The organism is Catenibacterium sp. CAG:290, assembly GCF_000437715.1.
Classification (GTDB): domain Bacteria; phylum Bacillota_I; class Bacilli_A; order Erysipelotrichales; family Coprobacillaceae; genus Catenibacterium; species Catenibacterium mitsuoka_A.
In genome coordinates this window covers 3,400-20,065 of sequence record NZ_FR898774.1, presented here as the reverse complement: position 1 = coordinate 20,065, position 16,666 = coordinate 3,400, and the positions used below count along the sequence as shown (strand labels likewise).

The 16,666-nt window shown below is 34.0% G+C and carries 21 protein-coding genes and 1 pseudogene; 7 read left to right on the top strand and 15 right to left on the bottom strand.

The window, feature by feature from the left end; all coding sequences use genetic code 11:
* Positions 1 to 43: 43 nt before the first annotated feature.
* The 4 genes from tkt to QVO42_RS02090 all read right to left on the bottom strand — a co-directional run bounded on the left by tkt (position 44) and on the right by QVO42_RS02090 (position 3,761).
* On the bottom strand, positions 44 to 2,017 hold the full coding sequence (gene tkt / locus QVO42_RS02105) for a transketolase (protein WP_022424537.1): 1,974 nt from the start codon (positions 2,015 to 2,017) through the stop codon (positions 44 to 46).
* 70 nt (positions 2,018 to 2,087) lie between these two features.
* Complete coding sequence (locus QVO42_RS02100; RefSeq protein ID WP_022424536.1) at positions 2,088 to 3,275, bottom strand: M20 metallopeptidase family protein; 1,188 nt, start codon at positions 3,273 to 3,275, stop codon at positions 2,088 to 2,090.
* A gap of 9 nt (positions 3,276 to 3,284) precedes the next feature.
* A complete protein-coding gene (locus QVO42_RS02095; protein ID WP_022424535.1) occupies positions 3,285 to 3,524 on the bottom strand; it encodes a MurR/RpiR family transcriptional regulator in 240 nt (79 codons plus the stop codon).
* Positions 3,525 to 3,596: 72 nt separating this feature from the next.
* Entirely contained in the window at positions 3,597 to 3,761 is a 165-nt protein-coding gene (locus tag QVO42_RS02090) for an SIS domain-containing protein (RefSeq protein WP_022424534.1), read from the bottom strand.
* A gap of 398 nt (positions 3,762 to 4,159) precedes the next feature.
* On the opposite strand from QVO42_RS02090, the pseudogene QVO42_RS02085 reads away from it, so the two are divergent.
* From QVO42_RS02085 to QVO42_RS02075, 3 genes and pseudogenes are all read left to right on the top strand, one after another.
* Positions 4,160 to 4,366, top strand: a pseudogene (locus tag QVO42_RS02085) (ammonium transporter); the annotation flags it as partial.
* Positions 4,367 to 4,371: 5 nt separating this feature from the next.
* The gene (locus tag QVO42_RS02080) at positions 4,372 to 4,557 is read left to right on the top strand and encodes a P-II family nitrogen regulator (RefSeq protein ID WP_022424532.1); all 186 of its coding nucleotides are present in this window, start codon (positions 4,372 to 4,374) and stop codon (positions 4,555 to 4,557) included.
* 104 nt (positions 4,558 to 4,661) lie between these two features.
* Positions 4,662 to 5,501: a Cof-type HAD-IIB family hydrolase gene (locus QVO42_RS02075; protein WP_022424531.1), complete on the top strand. Its 840-nt coding sequence runs from the start codon at positions 4,662 to 4,664 to the stop codon at positions 5,499 to 5,501.
* Between the two features lie 58 nt (positions 5,502 to 5,559).
* Here the strand turns inward: QVO42_RS02075 and QVO42_RS02070 are convergent, their stop codons facing one another.
* From QVO42_RS02070 to QVO42_RS02050, 5 genes are all read right to left on the bottom strand, one after another.
* Positions 5,560 to 6,102 carry a hypothetical protein gene (locus tag QVO42_RS02070; protein ID WP_022424530.1) on the bottom strand — a complete coding sequence of 181 codons (543 nt, stop codon included), beginning with the start codon at positions 6,100 to 6,102 and terminating at the stop codon, positions 5,560 to 5,562.
* A 9-nt stretch (positions 6,103 to 6,111) separates the two neighbouring features.
* Positions 6,112 to 7,140 (bottom strand): WYL domain-containing transcriptional regulator, encoded by a 1,029-nt coding sequence (locus QVO42_RS02065; protein WP_022424529.1) that lies wholly within the window; start codon positions 7,138 to 7,140, stop codon positions 6,112 to 6,114.
* On the bottom strand, positions 7,104 to 7,724 hold the full coding sequence (locus tag QVO42_RS02060) for a hypothetical protein (RefSeq protein ID WP_022424528.1): 621 nt from the start codon (positions 7,722 to 7,724) through the stop codon (positions 7,104 to 7,106). The genes QVO42_RS02065 and QVO42_RS02060 overlap by 37 nt, the downstream gene beginning before the upstream one ends.
* Before the next feature lie 112 nt (positions 7,725 to 7,836).
* A complete protein-coding gene (locus QVO42_RS02055) occupies positions 7,837 to 8,733 on the bottom strand; it encodes a hypothetical protein (protein ID WP_022424527.1) in 897 nt (298 codons plus the stop codon).
* Between the two features lie 48 nt (positions 8,734 to 8,781).
* Entirely contained in the window at positions 8,782 to 9,642 is an 861-nt protein-coding gene (locus tag QVO42_RS02050; RefSeq protein WP_022424526.1) for a DegV family protein, read from the bottom strand.
* 95 nt (positions 9,643 to 9,737) lie between these two features.
* Here QVO42_RS02050 and QVO42_RS02045 point away from each other — a divergent pair, with 95 nt between their 5' ends.
* From QVO42_RS02045 to QVO42_RS02030, 4 genes are read left to right on the top strand one after another with little or no spacing between them, the layout of a single operon-like run.
* Positions 9,738 to 10,334 (top strand): IMPACT family protein, encoded by a 597-nt coding sequence (locus QVO42_RS02045; RefSeq protein ID WP_022424525.1) that lies wholly within the window; start codon positions 9,738 to 9,740, stop codon positions 10,332 to 10,334.
* A 2-nt stretch (positions 10,335 to 10,336) separates the two neighbouring features.
* Entirely contained in the window at positions 10,337 to 10,891 is a 555-nt protein-coding gene (locus QVO42_RS02040; RefSeq protein ID WP_022424524.1) for a manganese efflux pump MntP, read from the top strand.
* Between the two features lie 58 nt (positions 10,892 to 10,949).
* Positions 10,950 to 11,393 carry a dUTP diphosphatase gene (locus tag QVO42_RS02035; protein WP_022424523.1) on the top strand — a complete coding sequence of 148 codons (444 nt, stop codon included), beginning with the start codon at positions 10,950 to 10,952 and terminating at the stop codon, positions 11,391 to 11,393.
* Positions 11,394 to 11,423: 30 nt separating this feature from the next.
* Positions 11,424 to 11,594, top strand: a complete 171-nt coding sequence (locus QVO42_RS02030) for a hypothetical protein (protein ID WP_022424522.1) — start codon at positions 11,424 to 11,426, stop codon at positions 11,592 to 11,594.
* A gap of 28 nt (positions 11,595 to 11,622) precedes the next feature.
* Here QVO42_RS02030 and QVO42_RS02025 read toward each other — a convergent pair whose 3' ends face one another.
* From QVO42_RS02025 to QVO42_RS02000, 6 genes are all read right to left on the bottom strand, one after another.
* Entirely contained in the window at positions 11,623 to 12,879 is a 1,257-nt protein-coding gene (locus tag QVO42_RS02025) for an aromatic acid exporter family protein (RefSeq protein ID WP_022424521.1), read from the bottom strand.
* A 2-nt stretch (positions 12,880 to 12,881) separates the two neighbouring features.
* Positions 12,882 to 13,673, bottom strand: a complete 792-nt coding sequence (locus QVO42_RS02020; RefSeq protein ID WP_022424520.1) for a DUF4866 domain-containing protein — start codon at positions 13,671 to 13,673, stop codon at positions 12,882 to 12,884.
* A 114-nt stretch (positions 13,674 to 13,787) separates the two neighbouring features.
* The gene (locus tag QVO42_RS02015) at positions 13,788 to 14,333 is read right to left on the bottom strand and encodes a hypothetical protein (RefSeq protein ID WP_022424519.1); all 546 of its coding nucleotides are present in this window, start codon (positions 14,331 to 14,333) and stop codon (positions 13,788 to 13,790) included.
* Positions 14,314 to 15,066 carry a DUF4430 domain-containing protein gene (locus QVO42_RS02010; RefSeq protein ID WP_022424518.1) on the bottom strand — a complete coding sequence of 251 codons (753 nt, stop codon included), beginning with the start codon at positions 15,064 to 15,066 and terminating at the stop codon, positions 14,314 to 14,316. The genes QVO42_RS02015 and QVO42_RS02010 overlap by 20 nt, the downstream gene beginning before the upstream one ends.
* Positions 15,066 to 16,175 carry a prenyltransferase/squalene oxidase repeat-containing protein gene (locus QVO42_RS02005; protein ID WP_022424517.1) on the bottom strand — a complete coding sequence of 370 codons (1,110 nt, stop codon included), beginning with the start codon at positions 16,173 to 16,175 and terminating at the stop codon, positions 15,066 to 15,068. Before QVO42_RS02005 ends, QVO42_RS02010 begins: the two co-directional genes overlap by 1 nt.
* Before the next feature lie 2 nt (positions 16,176 to 16,177).
* A partial coding sequence (locus tag QVO42_RS02000) for a cobalamin-dependent protein (protein WP_288163588.1) occupies positions 16,178 to 16,666 on the bottom strand: 489 nt, incomplete at its 5' end.

The window sequence follows — 16,666 nt, the reverse complement described above, 5'->3', positions numbered from 1 at the left end:
AAATTTAGGAAACCCCTAGTTATTTTAAATTACCCAAATTTGTTTAGAATTCTTTGATAGCTTTGATTACATCTTCTACAGTTAAATGGAATTCCTTGAATAAGTCTGCTGGCTTACCTGAAGCACCAAATGTATCCATAGTGACATATTTGCCTTTGAATCCTGCAAATTCACCCCAAGATAAACGGCTTCCTGCTTCTACAATAATTCTATTTTCTACACATGATGGTAAAATAGATTCCTTGTATTCTTCAGACTGTTCTCTAAATAATTCCTGACAAGGCATAGAAACGATTCTGATATTTAAGTTAGGGTCTTTTAATTGTTCTTTAGCTTTGACTGCTAAGTCTACTTCTGAACCTGATGCAATGATGATGATATCTGGCTTACTCATACAATCATCAATAATATAACCACCTCTTAAGGCACCTCTGTTACTGCCTACCATCTTAGGTAAGTCCTGTCTAGAAAGGATAAGAGATGTAGGTGTTTCTTTTGAACTCATTGCGACATACCAGCCGGCTTTTGTTTCAAATTCATCACATGGTCTAAATACATACATGTTAGGCATTGCACGAAGCATAGTCAACTGTTCTACTGGTTCATGTGTTGGTCCATCTTCCCCTACACCAATACTGTCATGAGTAAATACATAAGTAAGTGGAAGCTTCATTAATGAAGATAAACGAGCCATAGGTTTTACATAGTCACTAAATGCAAAGAATGTAGCCACATATGCTTTTAATCCACCATACAACATTAAACCATTACCTACTGCAGCCATAGCCTGTTCTCTTACACCAAAGTGAATATTACGTCCATCATAGTTATCTGCACTGAATTCACCTTCACCATTTAATACTGTCTTATTAGAAGGTCCTAAGTCAGCTGAACCACCAATGAAGTTAGGGGCAAAGTTCTTAATAAGATTCATTGTTTCACCACTTGCAGCTCGTGTTGCAATATTGTGATGTTTATTAGCCCAGAATAATGGGTTATCCTTAAAGATTCTTGCAAAATCAGGGTTAAAATACTGTTCCCATACAATCTTCATTTCTGGATATTCTTCAAAGTATTTATCCTGCATAGAAGTCCATGCATCATATAAATCATCTACACGTTTTTGTGTAGAAGCTAGATAGTCATATACGTCTTCTGGTACATAGAATTCTTCCTGTGGAAGACCAAGTTTTTCTTTAAGTGCTTTGATGTTATCTGCGCCTAATGGTGCACCATGAGTGCTTTCCGAACCTTCATTTGGACTATCTTTACCGATTGTAGTCTTGATTTCAATGAACTTAGGTTTTCCTTTAATAGTTTTTGCTTTTTCTAATGCGGCAAGTACTTCATCTAAGTTATCTCCATCTTCTACAGTTAATGTTTCAAAACCAAATGCCTTTACTCTGTCTGATACATTTTCTGTAAATGTGATGTTTGTGTTACCTTCGATAGAAATGTTGTTTGAATCATATAAGATGATGAGCTTTTCTAACTTAAGTGTACCGGCAAGTGATAATGCTTCTGAAGAGATACCTTCCATCATACATCCATCACCAGCTAATGCATAAACATAATGATCAAATAGATCATAACCTGGTTTATTAAATACAGCGGCTAAATGAGCCTGACCCATTGCCATACCAACAGCCATGCCTAAGCCCTGTCCTAGTGGACCTGTAGTGGCATCTACACCTACTGTATGTCCATATTCTGGATGTCCTGGTGTAAGTGAACCTAACTGTCTAAACTGCTTTAAATCATCCATAGTTAAGCCATAACCATATAGATGTAATAAGCTATAAAGCATGCTAGAACCATGTCCAGCTGATAAAATAAAACGGTCTCTGTTAATCCATTCAGGATGCTTTGCACTATGGTTTAATACCTGTGACCATAATACATGAGTGAACCCAGCAGCCCCTAAAGGAAGTCCTGGATGTCCTGAATTTGCTTTCTGAATCATATCTGCACAAAGTGCTTTAATCGTATATACTGTTTTTTGATCAATCTTGTTCATTTTCGTTTATTTTCTCCCATTCATCATTGTTAAATATTATACCTTTTCTCTTTTTGTGAATGCAAGATATTTAGTACTTCACATTCCAATTCATTGCAGCATTATATAAGAAATACAGGCCATACATTAAGCAGCCTTCATCAAAGATAGTAGCTTTGTTATGAAGACCATAAATATAACCATCCTGTTTACATCCTGCAGCAAGAGTAACAAAGAGTGAAGGTACATTGGCAGTAATATGGCCAAAGTCTTCTGAGATAGTAAGAGGAAGTTCTAACTTCTTGATATAACCACCAAATACATCTTTTTCTACATCCATAATAGATTTAAGTAATGCAGGATCATTATAGACACTTGGTGCCTGCTGTAAGATTGTAATACCTGCCTGGGCATGATACATAGAAGCAATACTTTGAACTAATTCATTCACTCTACCCATAATATATTCCTGATCATCTGGACGATAACTTCTTAGTGAACATTTCATATAGGCTTTTTCTGGAATAATATTATGGGCTTTACCTGCATTCATAATACCAATTGTAAGTACATCATCATGACTCATGCTGATTTCTTTAGGAATGATTTCCTGTAATTGCTGGTATATATGAACAGCCACACGCAGTGCGTCAATACCTTTTTCTGGCATAGAACCATGTGAACTCTTACCTGTAATATTAATTTCAAAGATTGTAGACGCTGTTGTCATCGCTTTACGGATTGTACGTATAGTTCCTGTCTTATCTTCTGTGGCAGGCATAACATGTAACCCTACTGCAGCATCAACACGAGGATACTTTAATACCCCATCTTCAATCATCATCTTACAACCCACTAGTCCTTCTTCATGAGGCTGGAAAACAATCTTGATCTGCCCTTTTAGTTTCTTTTCATTCTGTTTTAATAGTTTGGCACACATCAACATCATAGATGCATGCATATCATGTCCACAGGCATGCATAGATCCATTAATAGATTTAAAAGGTAAGTTTGTATGTTCTACTAAAGGTAATGCATCCATATCACTTCTAAGTAAAAGTATCTTCTTATCATGAGGTCCTACAAGTATTTCAATACTTCCTCCTGGATTCACAATAATATTTTCATAACCATACATTTCAAGCAGCTTCACTATATATTCCTGTGTCTGAGGAAGAGGATGACCTACTTCTGGATGTTCATGAAAATGTCTTCTCAATCGTATTAATTCCTGTTCGATATCCTTGTTGTTTGATATCCATTTTTCTATCTTTTCCATAACTTACACCTACTTTTCCATTTCTTGAATAATACGTCTTGTATTAATAATCTTTTGTGCATATTCTTCTTTATTACGTTTCACTAATCCATAGTAAAGAAGATCAACAACAATAAGTGAAGAACAAGGAGAACTCATCGCTCCGATACGTAATGGCTGTTCCTGTAAAGGAATAGTTAATACATAATCTACTAACTTACCAAGTTTATTATAAGCAGATTGTGTAATTGCGACAGATGGGATGTTCATTTCCTTTGCCTATTTAGCAGCAGTGACTATACCTTTTGTTTCTCCACAATATGAACCAAAGATAGCTAAATCTTACGGTGTCATAGCAGGTACAAAAGTCATCTGTAGATGAATATCAGGATAGTAACTAGAAGGCTTCCCCATTCTCATAAGTTTATGTCTAAAATCATCACAGACAACAGCTGAACCACCTACACCAAATAAATAAACATGTTTCGCTTGTTCTAAAGCTTTCATAACATCTTCTAGTGTAGAAGATGTTATGTTTTATCAATAGTCACAATCTGAGAATGATGTGCTTTATTCATAAGTGCAGCCATATCTTCTTCTGGATGTTATGAAAAACTTTCCCCTTTTTTATAATTACCCTTAAAAAAAGTATATCATGATTTTCTTTTTTATCGCATTTTTTATGCCCTAATAAAAAAATATACATGATTTAATATTTTTTATCACTTTATAATATTTTTATTATCTTTCGGCAATTCATTTTATCGTGAATATATGGTCTATTTTTTCACTTATTCCGATATATTTGTATGATGTTTTTTTGAGATGACTATTTTCTATTCGTATAATGCAGTCATACCAGAAAGGTAAAAAGAAAACATAAACATGATGAAGGGGGAGTGCTTATGGCAAAGGTTTTAACTGAAGTTTTTGATATATGGTATTTAATTGGTGCCGCGTTTGTATTCTTTATGCAGGCAGGCTTCGCAATGGTTGAGGCAGGGTTCACCCGTGCTAAGAACGCCGGAAATATCATCATGAAGAACTTGATGGATTTCTGTTTAGGAACTGTTGCTTTTCTTATTGTAGGTTATAGCTTCTTATGTGGGAGTAGTCAGTGCCTAAGGTAAAGGCTGAGATTGTTGTATCTAGCATTCCTGTACAGACAGTTGTAGATGCAGCAAGAAGTGTTCTATACACTGGTCATATGGGTGATGGTAAGATCTTTATCTATAATGTAGAGAATGTCGTAAGAATCTCTTCTGGTGAACAAGGTCCTGAAGCCTTAAGCTATGAAGACTAAACAAAGATGAGACTCGATTCGAGTCTCATTTTTTTCATTATTTGATTGATTGGTACTGTTCACATTTCCTTCCTATATAATGTAGATATATAAAGGAGAAAAATATGGGTAAAATAATATTTCTAGATGTAGATGGTACATTAATTGATTATGAAGCAAAGTTACCTGCTTCAGCAGCTAAGGCAGTAGACATGGCACGCGCAAATGGACATAAAGTATATATTTGTACAGGATGTTCTAAGGCTGAAGTACTACAGCGTAATTTATGTGATTTAGATGGTATGATTGGTGGTAATGGTGCTTATGTAGAAGACCATGATGAAGTTGTTATGCATCAAGGATTATCAAAGGAAGATGTAAAACATATTGTAGATTGGTGTAATGAGAGACACTTAGGATTCTATTTAGAAGCCAATAGTGGTATGTACTGCAATGACTATATGTTAGAACAAGGTCCTGAAACAATGGTTAAGTATGCTCAGGGTAAAGGAGCAGACCTAGAGAAAGCAAAGGAATCTTCTAAAGCGTTCATGGATGGATTTATTCATTTACAGGGTGAAGATTTATATAGAGATGACGTAAATAAGATCAGCTTTATCTTAAGCTCTTATCAGGATCATTTAGATTCTAAGGTAGAATTCCCTACTCTTGTAGCGAATACATGGGGTGGTAAGGGTGAAGTAGCCTTATATGGTGATTTAGGACCTACTGGTATTACTAAGAGACATGCGATTGAAGTATTGATGGAACATCTTGGTGCTGATTTTAAGGATACTATTTCTTTTGGTGATGCAAAGATTGATTTATCAATGTTTGAATGTTGTGCTTATAATGTCGCTATGGGTAATGGTGGTCCTGAAATTAAAGAAGCAGCAGATTATATTACGACTGATGTTAATGATGATGGACTTTATAATGCATTTAGACATTTAGGACTAATTTAAAAGCCGTTGTGAGTGTAATGCTCACAACGACTTTTTTAATGCAAAAAGAACTAGACACCTAAATGTCTAAGTCTTTTATTATGTCTTCAGATTCCACAAAACTAGGATCCATATGTGTCAAGAAATGCCACTCATCTGAATCTGTATATAAGATGGCTTCGCCATCTTCAGAACCAAAATAAGCTCTCTCTACCTCATATCCTTTAGATTCTAGGTATTCTTTAACACATCTATAGTTATATTCTCTTTTCTCTATATAATCCTTTAGTTCATTATTAGGAATAGAATAAGCATCCACTCTTGTAGATCCTTCAATCATTCCATTTCCTGGTATAGATAAGTCCACTATCTCATTCCAATAAATATCTACTCTTCCATCACCAATAAACATATATGTAGTAAAAGGTAAAATATGACCATTATATTCTAGTTCTACATAATCAGGTACAGTAGTAGGATCAAAGTACTCATACTCAAACCCTTCAATATCTTCATACTGATATCCAGCTAATTGAGATATAAGCTTTCTGCCTTCTTCTATTGTATGAAATAAGCCAACATTGGTACTTAACTCACCTTGACATAATTTTAATATATACATAGTGTACTCCTATTTTTTATAGTAGCTTAAGTTCTCTTCTAATCCATCTGTAATAGCTTCTTTAAGCTTCTCTGGACCTACCACAATAATCATTGGACCAAACTGTCTAATCCAGTTCATTAAACCTGTATTAAAGATAATTCCTTCAACACGTGTTTCATACCATTGATGATCATTCTCTATTGGCGCAATAGTTTTGTTAATGGTAATATCTTTTCCTAAACGTGATACAACTTCTCTAATAAGTACACCATCAAACTTAATATGTAGTATAATTTCATCACCATCAAAGAAACTATTCATTGACTTCGCAAGTGATTGTTTCAATGATTCACTCATTTTTTCCTCATCATCAAAATCAAAATAATATGTACGGCTCTTATCTAGCTTTCTAATACGATCAATACGGAATGTAGTCAATGAGTCCTTATGCTTATTATAATAAGCACGTAAATAGTAATGACCATCCACAATCACTGTATTATAAGGACTCACATTATAATATTCATGATTAATACCTGCATTACCCTTAGTAGAATATGTTTCTACAGGATGTCCATCCCTAATAGTATAATCTACATACTGGAAACGTATATCCTTCTTATTACGTATTGCGGAAGTAATAATCTTTAGATTTTTACTTAGAGAATAGACACCTTCATCATCATCTTCTAATTCTGGTACAATGAGATAATCCTTCTGTTTAGCAGGTGAAAGTTTTAAAAGCTTATTAACTATTTCTCTTTTATCATTATTTGTAAGATCTTGACGATAATTCACCATATCAATAAGTAATTGTATCTGTGCTTCATCAAAATAACCTGTTTCAATCATATAACCAAAACGTCTCACTGCTTTGATTATTTCTTTTCCAAACATTAAAGATGTAAATACATTGATCTGTTTAATCACTGCATATACAGCTTTTAAACCAATATCATAACCTTTTTCTTCTAATTGATGCTGTATATCTTCTGCACTGATGCATTCCTCTGAATTCATCAATAATGAGAAGACAGCCCACATTTTTTCTCCCATCTTATGCCTCCTGATACCTGGTAAGATACCTTTTTACTATAATGATCCACAAGCTGGAAATAACCAATTAAGTCATAAGATGCATAAAAATTTAGAAGTGATTCATCTGGTTCCTCAACACAATTCTCTAAGTATTCATAAGCCCCTTCTATATCTTCTTCTACTAAAGAAAAGTAAGCAGCCTGTGCATAAGTAATCACTTCTTTATCTACTAATAAAGAGATAAGTGCAAGATATGAGAAAGGCATCAAATGTCTCACAATACGGTATACATCTAATGGTAATCCATTATGGAGCATATAGTTACATAAATTCTTATTCAATGATTGAATACGAGGATGTTCTCCAAATAAGTATTCAATCATTACGAGATGATTTTCTAAACATTGCATATCATCAATTTCATAGAGTTTCTTTAAGGCAAGACCTAAGTATTTCTTTTGGTGTGCCTTAATATAACCTTCTATTTTCTTCTGACTTCTGCAAGTATCAATAAATGAATCGTGATATACATCAATGACATCTAAATAGTCCTTTAATTTATTTAATGAGATTGATGTAATTTCTTTATAACTTTCTAACATATTCTTTCCCTCCTCTTTTTTCTAACATTATTATAGCGAAGAGAAAGAATTTATGCGTTAAAGTTAACGATGACAGCGCCTTATTATAGGCATTTTGATAATTTTCTTTTTGTTAATAATCCCATAAGTTCATATCTGGGTAGTTTGTTTCATATAAGAACTGTTCATTCATGACTTTAGTCAATATGGCAGCCCAGAGTATTAATGCATAAAATGAATTATTTAAACATTGTACTGTACCTCCACCATTGACCTTATCTTCATATACATAAAGTTCTTCTTTTTGTGATGGTACATAATCTAGTTCATCTAGATCATCTAATATACCATCATATGGTCGAGTACTCATTTCTTCTATGACATCAATCCACTTCTTATATGCTTCTTCTGTATGATCATATGAGAAGAAACGTATCGCAGCACGCAACTTGTATATAGCTGCATAGACTGCATTGAATGTAAGTTCTGTATAGGGTTTTTCTGTAATAAGCTTAGGTAAGAATATACCTGGCTTAAAAGTCAAATGAATACTAGGTTTTACATCCGTATAATCATGGGTAATACCCACACTCGTACGTACATATTCTCTTGATAGTTTTATTAATGCAAGACATACACACATATTCGCATATTTCATATCATCTACTAATGGGAGTGAAAAACCTAAGTCTGCACCATATTGTCTAGAGAAGAAAGGCTTAAAGACAGCTTCTTCATCATATTTATAAGTAACCGCAAAGGTATAATCTTTAAATGTAATACCATGAGTCTTAAGAGAGTCTCTTAATGCTTCATCATAATCCTCATAATTATTCTCCAATATATCCTCTACGACTTCACCACTTGTCATAACAGCTTGAAAGCTTAATTCCTGTAAAAGAACTGCTGCTTCTAATCTTTTAGTAATTTCTCCTTTGGTGATACACGTCATATCACCACTTTTCAATAAATAACGCAAGCTTTGTGTAGCTGCACTTGTCTGTACAACCATTTCAAATTCTCTTTGCATATATATACCTCCTTTCTATATAAAAAAAGCAGATTCATCATCTGCTTCCTACTCTGCGAGATTTTTGATGAATTGGATTCCTACACCACCAATTCCCATATGAGCACCTACAACACTTGGTAACTCTCTCATGGTAACTTGACATGGACCTAATTGTTCTTCAAGATAGTCTCTTACACGCTGAGCTTCTTCAGGTGCAAGAACATCTTCAATCGCAAATGTATAATCTTTCGCATTTGCGCCTCTTTCAACAACACGATCAGCAAGCATCTTACATGCCTTACGTGTTGTTCTTACTTTGCCTAAAGTATCAATCTTACCACCTAATTCACTATTCAATTCCATAACTGGAACAAGCTTCAACATATTGCCAAGCATTGCGACTGCAGGCGTAATACGCCCACCCTTTTTAAGGTGATTCAAGTTCGGTGTAAAAATAATTGTACCTGAATGCTTAACCATATCTTCAAGTTTTTCTTTAATTTCAGAAACAGACTGACCCTTTTCTACTAGTTTTCGTGCTGCTTCAACAAGCTTCTTTTGAACATGTGCTGTTCCTTTAGAATCGATTAAAGTAATAGGCATTTCTACTGTATCAGCTGCAACCTGCATACCATTTAATGTAGATGATAAACCAGTTGCGATAGGAATCCCAATTAACTCATCATAACCGTCTCTTTTCGCATCTTCCATAGCCTTCATTAAAGAACCAGTCGAAGGCTGAGATGTTGTATACATATCATCTGTTTCCTCCATCTGATTAAATACATCAAGACTTGTAATTTCTAATTGATCTAAATATGTCTGACTACCATGACCAATACATAATGGTGCAATATAAATACCTTCATGCTCTCCATTGATATCAATCTGACAGCCACTGTCTGCAATAATCGCTATTTTACTCATTTTTAATACCCCATCAGTGATAATTCACTATGTACATTATAGTTTATTTCTTTTTATTTTACAACTTTTACGCTATAATACGAACGGGTGAAACTATGAGATCAATCAAAGAAACAACGACAAATACAATCATTATTAAGAAATCAGAGTTCATTACTACCCTGATTCCATGTAATGATGAAAAAGAAATCAAAGACTTAATAGAACTCTATTCTAAAGATGATGCAACACATAACTGTGTTGCTTATCGAGTAGGTCCTTTAGAAAAAGCAGATGATGATGGAGAACCATCAGGTACTGCAGGACTTCCTATGTTGAATGTATTACAAAGACAAAAGATAGATAATGTGATTGCGATTGTAACACGTTATTTTGGTGGCATTAAACTAGGGGCTGGAGGATTAACTCGTGCTTATACTAATAGTGTTGCTGATGCATTAAAAGAAGCAGAAATAGTCGATAAAGAACTTGTTAAACTATATCGTATTAGTGTTGACTATCACTTCAGCCGTAAGGTATCTTATTTAATACAATCTAAGAATCTATTATTAATGAATACTGAGTATGATGAAGAAGTTCATTATGATGTTTATTTAAGAGATACTTCTTTCTTAGATGAACTTAATGAACTGACTGCATCCAATATGCATTATGAGGTTGTAAAGGAAGATTATATTCCTGTTGAGGTATAAAGATGTCTAGTATAGAAATATTACTTATTGGTATTGGGTTATCCATGGATGCTTTTGCGGTATCTGTATGTAAAGGATTATCTGTAAAGAAGTTATATATTAAGAATATATTGTTATGTGGTGTATGGTTTGGTGGATTCCAGGCATTGATGCCATTTATTGGTTATTGTCTAGGTTCTACATTGAGTGGTTTAGTGGATTCTATTGACCACTGGATTGCGTTTATATTACTCGCATTTATTGGAATCAATATGATTAAAGAATCATTTGAAGAAGAGAAACAAAATGATGACTTCTCATGGAAGACAATGTTGATGCTTGCTATTGCGACTGCTATTGATGCACTTGCGGTAGGTGTTACGTTCTCTTTTGAATCAATCAATATCTTCATGGCTATTTCTATTATTGGTTTAACAACATTTATTATTTCATCAGCTGGTGTGTATATAGGTCATATATTTGGGAATAAATATCAACAGAAAGCACAGATCACTGGTGGTATTATTCTTATTCTCATAGGTATTAAGATTTTAATAGAAGGTTTAGGGATTATTTAGAGAATCTACGTGATTCTCTTTTTTAATTGACTATAATAGTATATAAGAGGTGATTTAAATGAATGAATTATCAAAATTATATCAGTTAGTATTAAACAGAGAATTAGATATTCCTAAAGGTCATATTCTAGATATTAAGAAGATTGACCATAAACTTCTTGCATTTATGCAATGTGTATATAATACAGGAGAACTAGGACATGTTTATACATTCTGGGATAAAGATACTCAGGTTGATCAAAATGCTCTTTTAGACACTTATATTGAAGGTATGCGCTTATTAATGAGTATTGCGTATGACTTACAGATTGATGAAATCAAGAATCATGAAGAAATGCCTGAAAAGAGCAGTTCTGTTGATTTACTCTTTAAAGTCAATCAGGATATTTTAGATTTAAGAAATGGTTATAGTCCTATTAAGTTACAGGATGCTTTGGATGATTATTTCCATTTTGGATTTTCTCTAGGTATCACATTTGATGATATGTTAGAAGGATTGTAAAAAACCATAATAAATACATAGAGAATACATATGAATTACACAACTTACATGTATATTATAGTCATGAAAGAGGTGATTCTTATGATCTATATTATTCTAACTATTATTGCGATATTATTAAGTACTTTAATCATGGGAGTTGCAAATAAGTATACAAACAAAAAAATCCATGATATTGATCATGGATTGAATATACATTGAGACTCCCCCCATAACGAAAAGAAGACAGCTATTGTGGCTGTCTTCTTTTCATTTGAATTCCTTCATATTCGTTATGGATACTTTTTACGATACTATTGAAATCATTATCAGGTACAATAACGTCACATATAGCATCAGATGAACCATATACAATACTTTCTTTTATATCTAATTTTTCTTTTAACCTTTCCAGCATGTTTTCTGGAGTGGCGTCATAAGAAAGAATCTTAAGTAAGCACATGCCTTCAAAATAATCTTCTTCTACAAAATAACGCAATTGTTTATGTAATCCTAAATCTATCAGGTCATCTATAATATCATAGATAATCTCTTTTGTATTAAGAATACTTATATAAAGAGGTTGATATGAGTGTGTAGGCATACCAAAGATGTAATTACGATAAGGGGATTGACGCATCATATCATAATAGTCCATTTGTTCGGACTGGTCGAAACTATTATAATATGTCAATAATACATCGTCTTTAAGAACGTGATAAAAGTAATTAAGATGTTTATCATCTAATAATTGAGTGATCTTTGTACCTAATGTTTGTGATAATGGGTAGGTACAAAGTAATTCATTTTTTGGTACGTCATACAAAATTGCGCCATCTAATGCGATCACTGGAAGATGTAATTTAAGATGTTCTATTTCTGCCTGCATGGATGCAGGTGTTCTTTTTGTGATGATTGTAAACAGGGCACCATCATCTACTATTTTATTCAATTGAGTCTTATTGAAGTCATTTAACTGCTGGTGTGCTGTTTGTTCCATATCATCAAGTTCAGCTACAAAGAGAACATCATTTCTTCTTTTAACTGGTAGATGTAATGTACAAACAAGATAACCTACACCAACACCAATACATGTATCTAAGACACGATAGAATAAAAATGCGTAAGGTGAAATACCAGCATGGGGAATCACTGCAACACTTAAATAAGCCACACAGGCCATAAATGCCATATGCTGTACTTTAAATAAGACTGTCAAATAAATAGTCAACATAATAAATAACGCATTAAGCAAATCCCATGCGAGATCAATATGGATGAAAGGCTGTAAAAACATGACAATAGCTCCTGTAATAGCCCCTATAAGTGTGCCGAGGGCTCTTACAAGTGCCTGGTTCTTTTCATTCTCTTTATCTGGCTGAATACAGATAATTGTGGTTATAAGGACATAGAAAGGTGATCTCTGTACACCAAAGAGAGTGAATAATACCATGATGATGAAGACGGCAATACTTGTTTTAATAATACGTAATCCGATTCTAGGCATAATTACAACTCCAAACTATCATTACCGGCTTCAGCCATCATTTTTTCTCTACAAGATAGAACTAATCCATCAATGATTTCCATATGCTCAACCATCTGTCTTCTAAACAAATGAGTAGGAAGTAATATTGCGATTTCATCATAGTCTTTATCATTCTTCTCTCCTGTTTCCTGTCCATAATAGACACGAGCAAGAGGTGCTTCTTTTTGAATACTGAAGAATGTATCCCAAATGATTGCATAAACCTGCGCAGTTGTAAGATGAAGCTTCTTAGTATCAGGAAGTGCATAAAGAAGTAAGATGCCTCTGACTGCATCTGTCTTTCTCTGGTCTACTGAACCATCATGTTTATAATAACGTTCTATATCATAGCCATCAGCCAGATAAACAAGGGAACGGGGAACAGGCTGATGTTGTGAAAGGATACTTTTAAATCGTCTCATCGTATGGTGTGAGACGTCCTTTCCTTCTAACAGGTCTCCAGGAGGTGATGTAAGTAGCACTGGATTTTCTCCTGCTTTACCATGAAATGTTTGAGGAATCAAATATGCATCACGTAATAAATCAAACATAGATTTACCACATATAGCGAGTAATAATGCACTAATATCCTGATTTGAATAACTATCTAGAACGACTTTTGAAAAGGTCTCATTGTTTAATTCTTCTGATCCCTGAAAGTCTTCTAGACTTGAATTGAATGTTTCTCTTAGTCTTGCACAAGCTTCTTTACTTGCGAGTATTTTGTGAAATATGTTCTCTACTTCTTGAACACGTGGAAATAATGGTGTCATAGTTTTAACCTCCATCCACTTGTGATTATAGACTTTCTATATCGTATGTAAAATGTATCTTTCAGATATTGATGATATGTTTATTACATGACAAAAAAGTGATTCGCAACTGAATCACTTGTAATAGTCTTTTGTATATTGAGACATTTCCTGTTTAAATAAACGCATAAGTATAGGTGCACAAAGTAAATAAAAGACAAAATTACCTACTGCATGGAATGTATCAAATAAGAGCCCCTGGGCATAATAGATACCAAACCAGACAGGACCACCTATAATTAATTGTTCGAGTGAGACAACAAAACCAAAGACATAACCCATTAAAAAGGCATAGAGAGCCATAAGAAATAATGGGGGTTCTTTGTTGATTTTCTTATAGAAATCACTGATACATTGAGTGAATAAACAGATGACAACCCATGAGAGAATCTGGAAGATTGTCCATGTTCCCATACCTAGAATCATATTGGATGCAATAGTTGTTACTACTGTGAGTTTTATTCCAAATGATAACCCAAATAAGAGTACAGATATAATAATGATAGATGTAACAGGTTTAAAGTTAGGAAGTGCCTGTAAGGCTACTCTAGAAGCAATATTGACTGCAGAGAGAATACCTATGAGACATATTTCTCTTGTCTTATTGTTCAATGTTGACATAATACCAGATGACTTGATCTCCTGCTTTTAACCTATAAGCTCCTGCCCCAATATTTGGTGGTGTACCATTCACCTTATACATCCATCCAGAACTTGGTCCATGATCAAATTCTTTTAATCCATCTATACCTGATACATAAACAGTAGAACCAAACCCTTTTGTAGAGATACTCTTACCATTCTGTTTCGCAAGTTCTCTTAATACACTATAAGCTGTAGAAGAACTATTCACTTCTATATTCCCCTGCATCATTGTGCTATTTACTCCAATCACCTGTACTGAAACAGTTTGTTTGACAGGTGTTTCCTGTTTAGGTGGTTCTACCTGTTGAGGCGCAGAGGTTTCTTGTTTACTAGAAGAATTGTTTGTTCCTGTCTTCTTTGTCTCTTGTTTAGTAAAAGAAGATTTTGTTTCCTGCTTCTTAGCCTCTTGTTTACTAGAAGTAGATTTTGTCTCTGTTTTCTTTGTTTCCTGCTTCTTAGTCTCTTGTTTACTAGAAGAATCAGATGATTTTATATCAATCTTCTTTGATTCTTCTTGTGACTCTATTTGTTTTGTCTCTTCTTTTTTAGAAATATCTTTCTTCTTTATGCTACTTTTTACTTCATTACTAATAGTAGGCTGAGACTGGAATTGTCCAGTTATACCACGATAAGCTGTAAAGCCAAATATAAAGACAAAAGCGATTGCGACAAAGGCAATCGCTAATTGTTTAGTTGTGAATTTCTTCATTATTTCTTTTTACTTTTAATAACTAATACGATCACACCAACAGCTGCAATAGCTGCAACGACATATGCCATCACATTTGTGTTATCACCTGTATTAACTACTTTTACTGTTTCCTTCTTTGGTTCAGTTGTAGTTGTTTCTGGCTTTACAGCTGGTGTAGTTGTACTAGGTTTTGTAGGTGTAGTAGGTTTTTCAGGTTCAGTCACTACTGGTGTAGTAGTTTTTGTATAGTCTTTTCTAGCTTTTAATACAAAGCTTCCGTTATTGATTACACCAAGTGCTCTTGCACCTTCTACTGATGCATAAGCATTAGGTTCTAACTGATTTGTACTATAGTTTAATGCATTGAATGTACCATCTTCATTCTGATAAGAAAGTAAATAGTTATATGCATTTGTATCTAATGGATAACCTGCAACAGATAATCCTTCTAATACGCAAGACTGAGTATCCGCATTTCCACCCCAGCCAATATCATAAGAACCATCTGTACTTTTTAACTTAGACTGTACAAAAGTATATGCTTTTGAGATAGCTGCATCATAAGTAGAACGTCCTGCAACACTTAATGCTTCCATAGCCCATCCAGTTGTATCTAGATCCGCATTCTGTCCCTTATATTCATACCAATATGCACCATTGTCCATAGCCATAGTAGATAACTTATCTGCAACAGCTTTTACCTTAGGTGAGTTTACTGTTTCTAAAGCCATTAATGTCCAAATAGTAGCCCCACATCCACCATTTACATCATTTGTAAGAGTACCATCTTCCTGTACTCTATTTTCTAAGATTTCTACTAAGTTAGTCTTATTGAAATCTTTTGGATTTTCACCTAATAAAGAGATTGCGATAATAGACTTAGCTAAATCACCATAAGAAGCAGTAGTATAATCTGTTTCCTTGAAGTTATTTAATAAAGCATCAGCCTTATAATCAGCTTCCATGCCTGTAGCTTCATACGCAATAACTGCATCAGGACTATCTAAAGTAATAGTCTTTAAATAATTTTGTGATTTAAGAAATGCATCATCATTCGCAAAAGCGGCTGAGAATGATAACGCAAATGTTAAAGCGATAGAAGTTAATACTGTAAATATTCTTTTCATTCTTATTCTCCTCCAAATACTTTATCTGCAAAACGCACTGTTTCCATTGCGTCTTTCGCATAACAATCTGCACCAATACGATCTGCATATTCCTGAGTCATAACGGCTCCACCTACAACTGTAAGTGTATCAGGCTTCTTTTCCTTCAATAGTTTTATAGTATCTTCCATACTCACTACTGTTGTTGTCATTAAAGCGCTGAGTCCTACTAGTTTTACATCTTCTTTTATTGCAGTATCCACAATGAGTTCAGGTGGTACATCTTTACCAAGATCAATGACATCATAGCCATAGTTTTCTAACATAACCTTCACGATATTCTTTCCAATATCATGAATATCACCTTTGACTGTCGCAATGATGATTTTTCCTTTCATTTCTCTTGGTTTACCTGCCATAGAGTCTTTAATAACTGCAAATGCAGCCTTAGCTGCTTCAGCACTCATTAATAACTGAGGTAGGAAGATAGTGCCTTTTTCAAAACCTTTCCC

Excerpts from the sequence above, each read along its gene's own strand:
- QVO42_RS02010 (WP_022424518.1), bottom strand. The coding sequence starts at position 15,066 with ATGAAGAAATTCACAACTAAACAATTAGCGATTGCCTTTGTCGCAATC.
- QVO42_RS02040 (WP_022424524.1), top strand. The coding sequence starts at position 10,337 with ATGTCTAGTATAGAAATATTACTTATTGGTATTGGGTTATCCATGGAT.
- QVO42_RS02100 (WP_022424536.1), bottom strand. The coding sequence starts at position 3,275 with ATGGAAAAGATAGAAAAATGGATATCAAACAACAAGGATATCGAACAG.
- QVO42_RS02005 (WP_022424517.1), bottom strand. The coding sequence starts at position 16,175 with ATGAAAAGAATATTTACAGTATTAACTTCTATCGCTTTAACATTTGCG.
- QVO42_RS02075 (WP_022424531.1), top strand. The coding sequence starts at position 4,662 with ATGGGTAAAATAATATTTCTAGATGTAGATGGTACATTAATTGATTAT.
- QVO42_RS02090 (WP_022424534.1), bottom strand. The coding sequence starts at position 3,761 with ATGAAAGCTTTAGAACAAGCGAAACATGTTTATTTATTTGGTGTAGGT.
- QVO42_RS02020 (WP_022424520.1), bottom strand. The coding sequence starts at position 13,673 with ATGACACCATTATTTCCACGTGTTCAAGAAGTAGAGAACATATTTCAC.
- QVO42_RS02055 (WP_022424527.1), bottom strand. The coding sequence starts at position 8,733 with ATGCAAAGAGAATTTGAAATGGTTGTACAGACAAGTGCAGCTACACAA.
- QVO42_RS02030 (WP_022424522.1), top strand. The coding sequence starts at position 11,424 with ATGAATTACACAACTTACATGTATATTATAGTCATGAAAGAGGTGATT.
- tkt (WP_022424537.1), bottom strand. The coding sequence starts at position 2,017 with ATGAACAAGATTGATCAAAAAACAGTATATACGATTAAAGCACTTTGT.
- QVO42_RS02060 (WP_022424528.1), bottom strand. The coding sequence starts at position 7,724 with ATGTTAGAAAGTTATAAAGAAATTACATCAATCTCATTAAATAAATTA.
- QVO42_RS02095 (WP_022424535.1), bottom strand. The coding sequence starts at position 3,524 with ATGAACATCCCATCTGTCGCAATTACACAATCTGCTTATAATAAACTT.
- QVO42_RS02065 (WP_022424529.1), bottom strand. The coding sequence starts at position 7,140 with ATGGGAGAAAAAATGTGGGCTGTCTTCTCATTATTGATGAATTCAGAG.
- QVO42_RS02050 (WP_022424526.1), bottom strand. The coding sequence starts at position 9,642 with ATGAGTAAAATAGCGATTATTGCAGACAGTGGCTGTCAGATTGATATC.
- QVO42_RS02035 (WP_022424523.1), top strand. The coding sequence starts at position 10,950 with ATGAATGAATTATCAAAATTATATCAGTTAGTATTAAACAGAGAATTA.
- QVO42_RS02025 (WP_022424521.1), bottom strand. The coding sequence starts at position 12,879 with ATGCCTAGAATCGGATTACGTATTATTAAAACAAGTATTGCCGTCTTC.
- QVO42_RS02070 (WP_022424530.1), bottom strand. The coding sequence starts at position 6,102 with ATGTATATATTAAAATTATGTCAAGGTGAGTTAAGTACCAATGTTGGC.
- QVO42_RS02015 (WP_022424519.1), bottom strand. The coding sequence starts at position 14,333 with ATGTCAACATTGAACAATAAGACAAGAGAAATATGTCTCATAGGTATT.
- QVO42_RS02045 (WP_022424525.1), top strand. The coding sequence starts at position 9,738 with ATGAGATCAATCAAAGAAACAACGACAAATACAATCATTATTAAGAAA.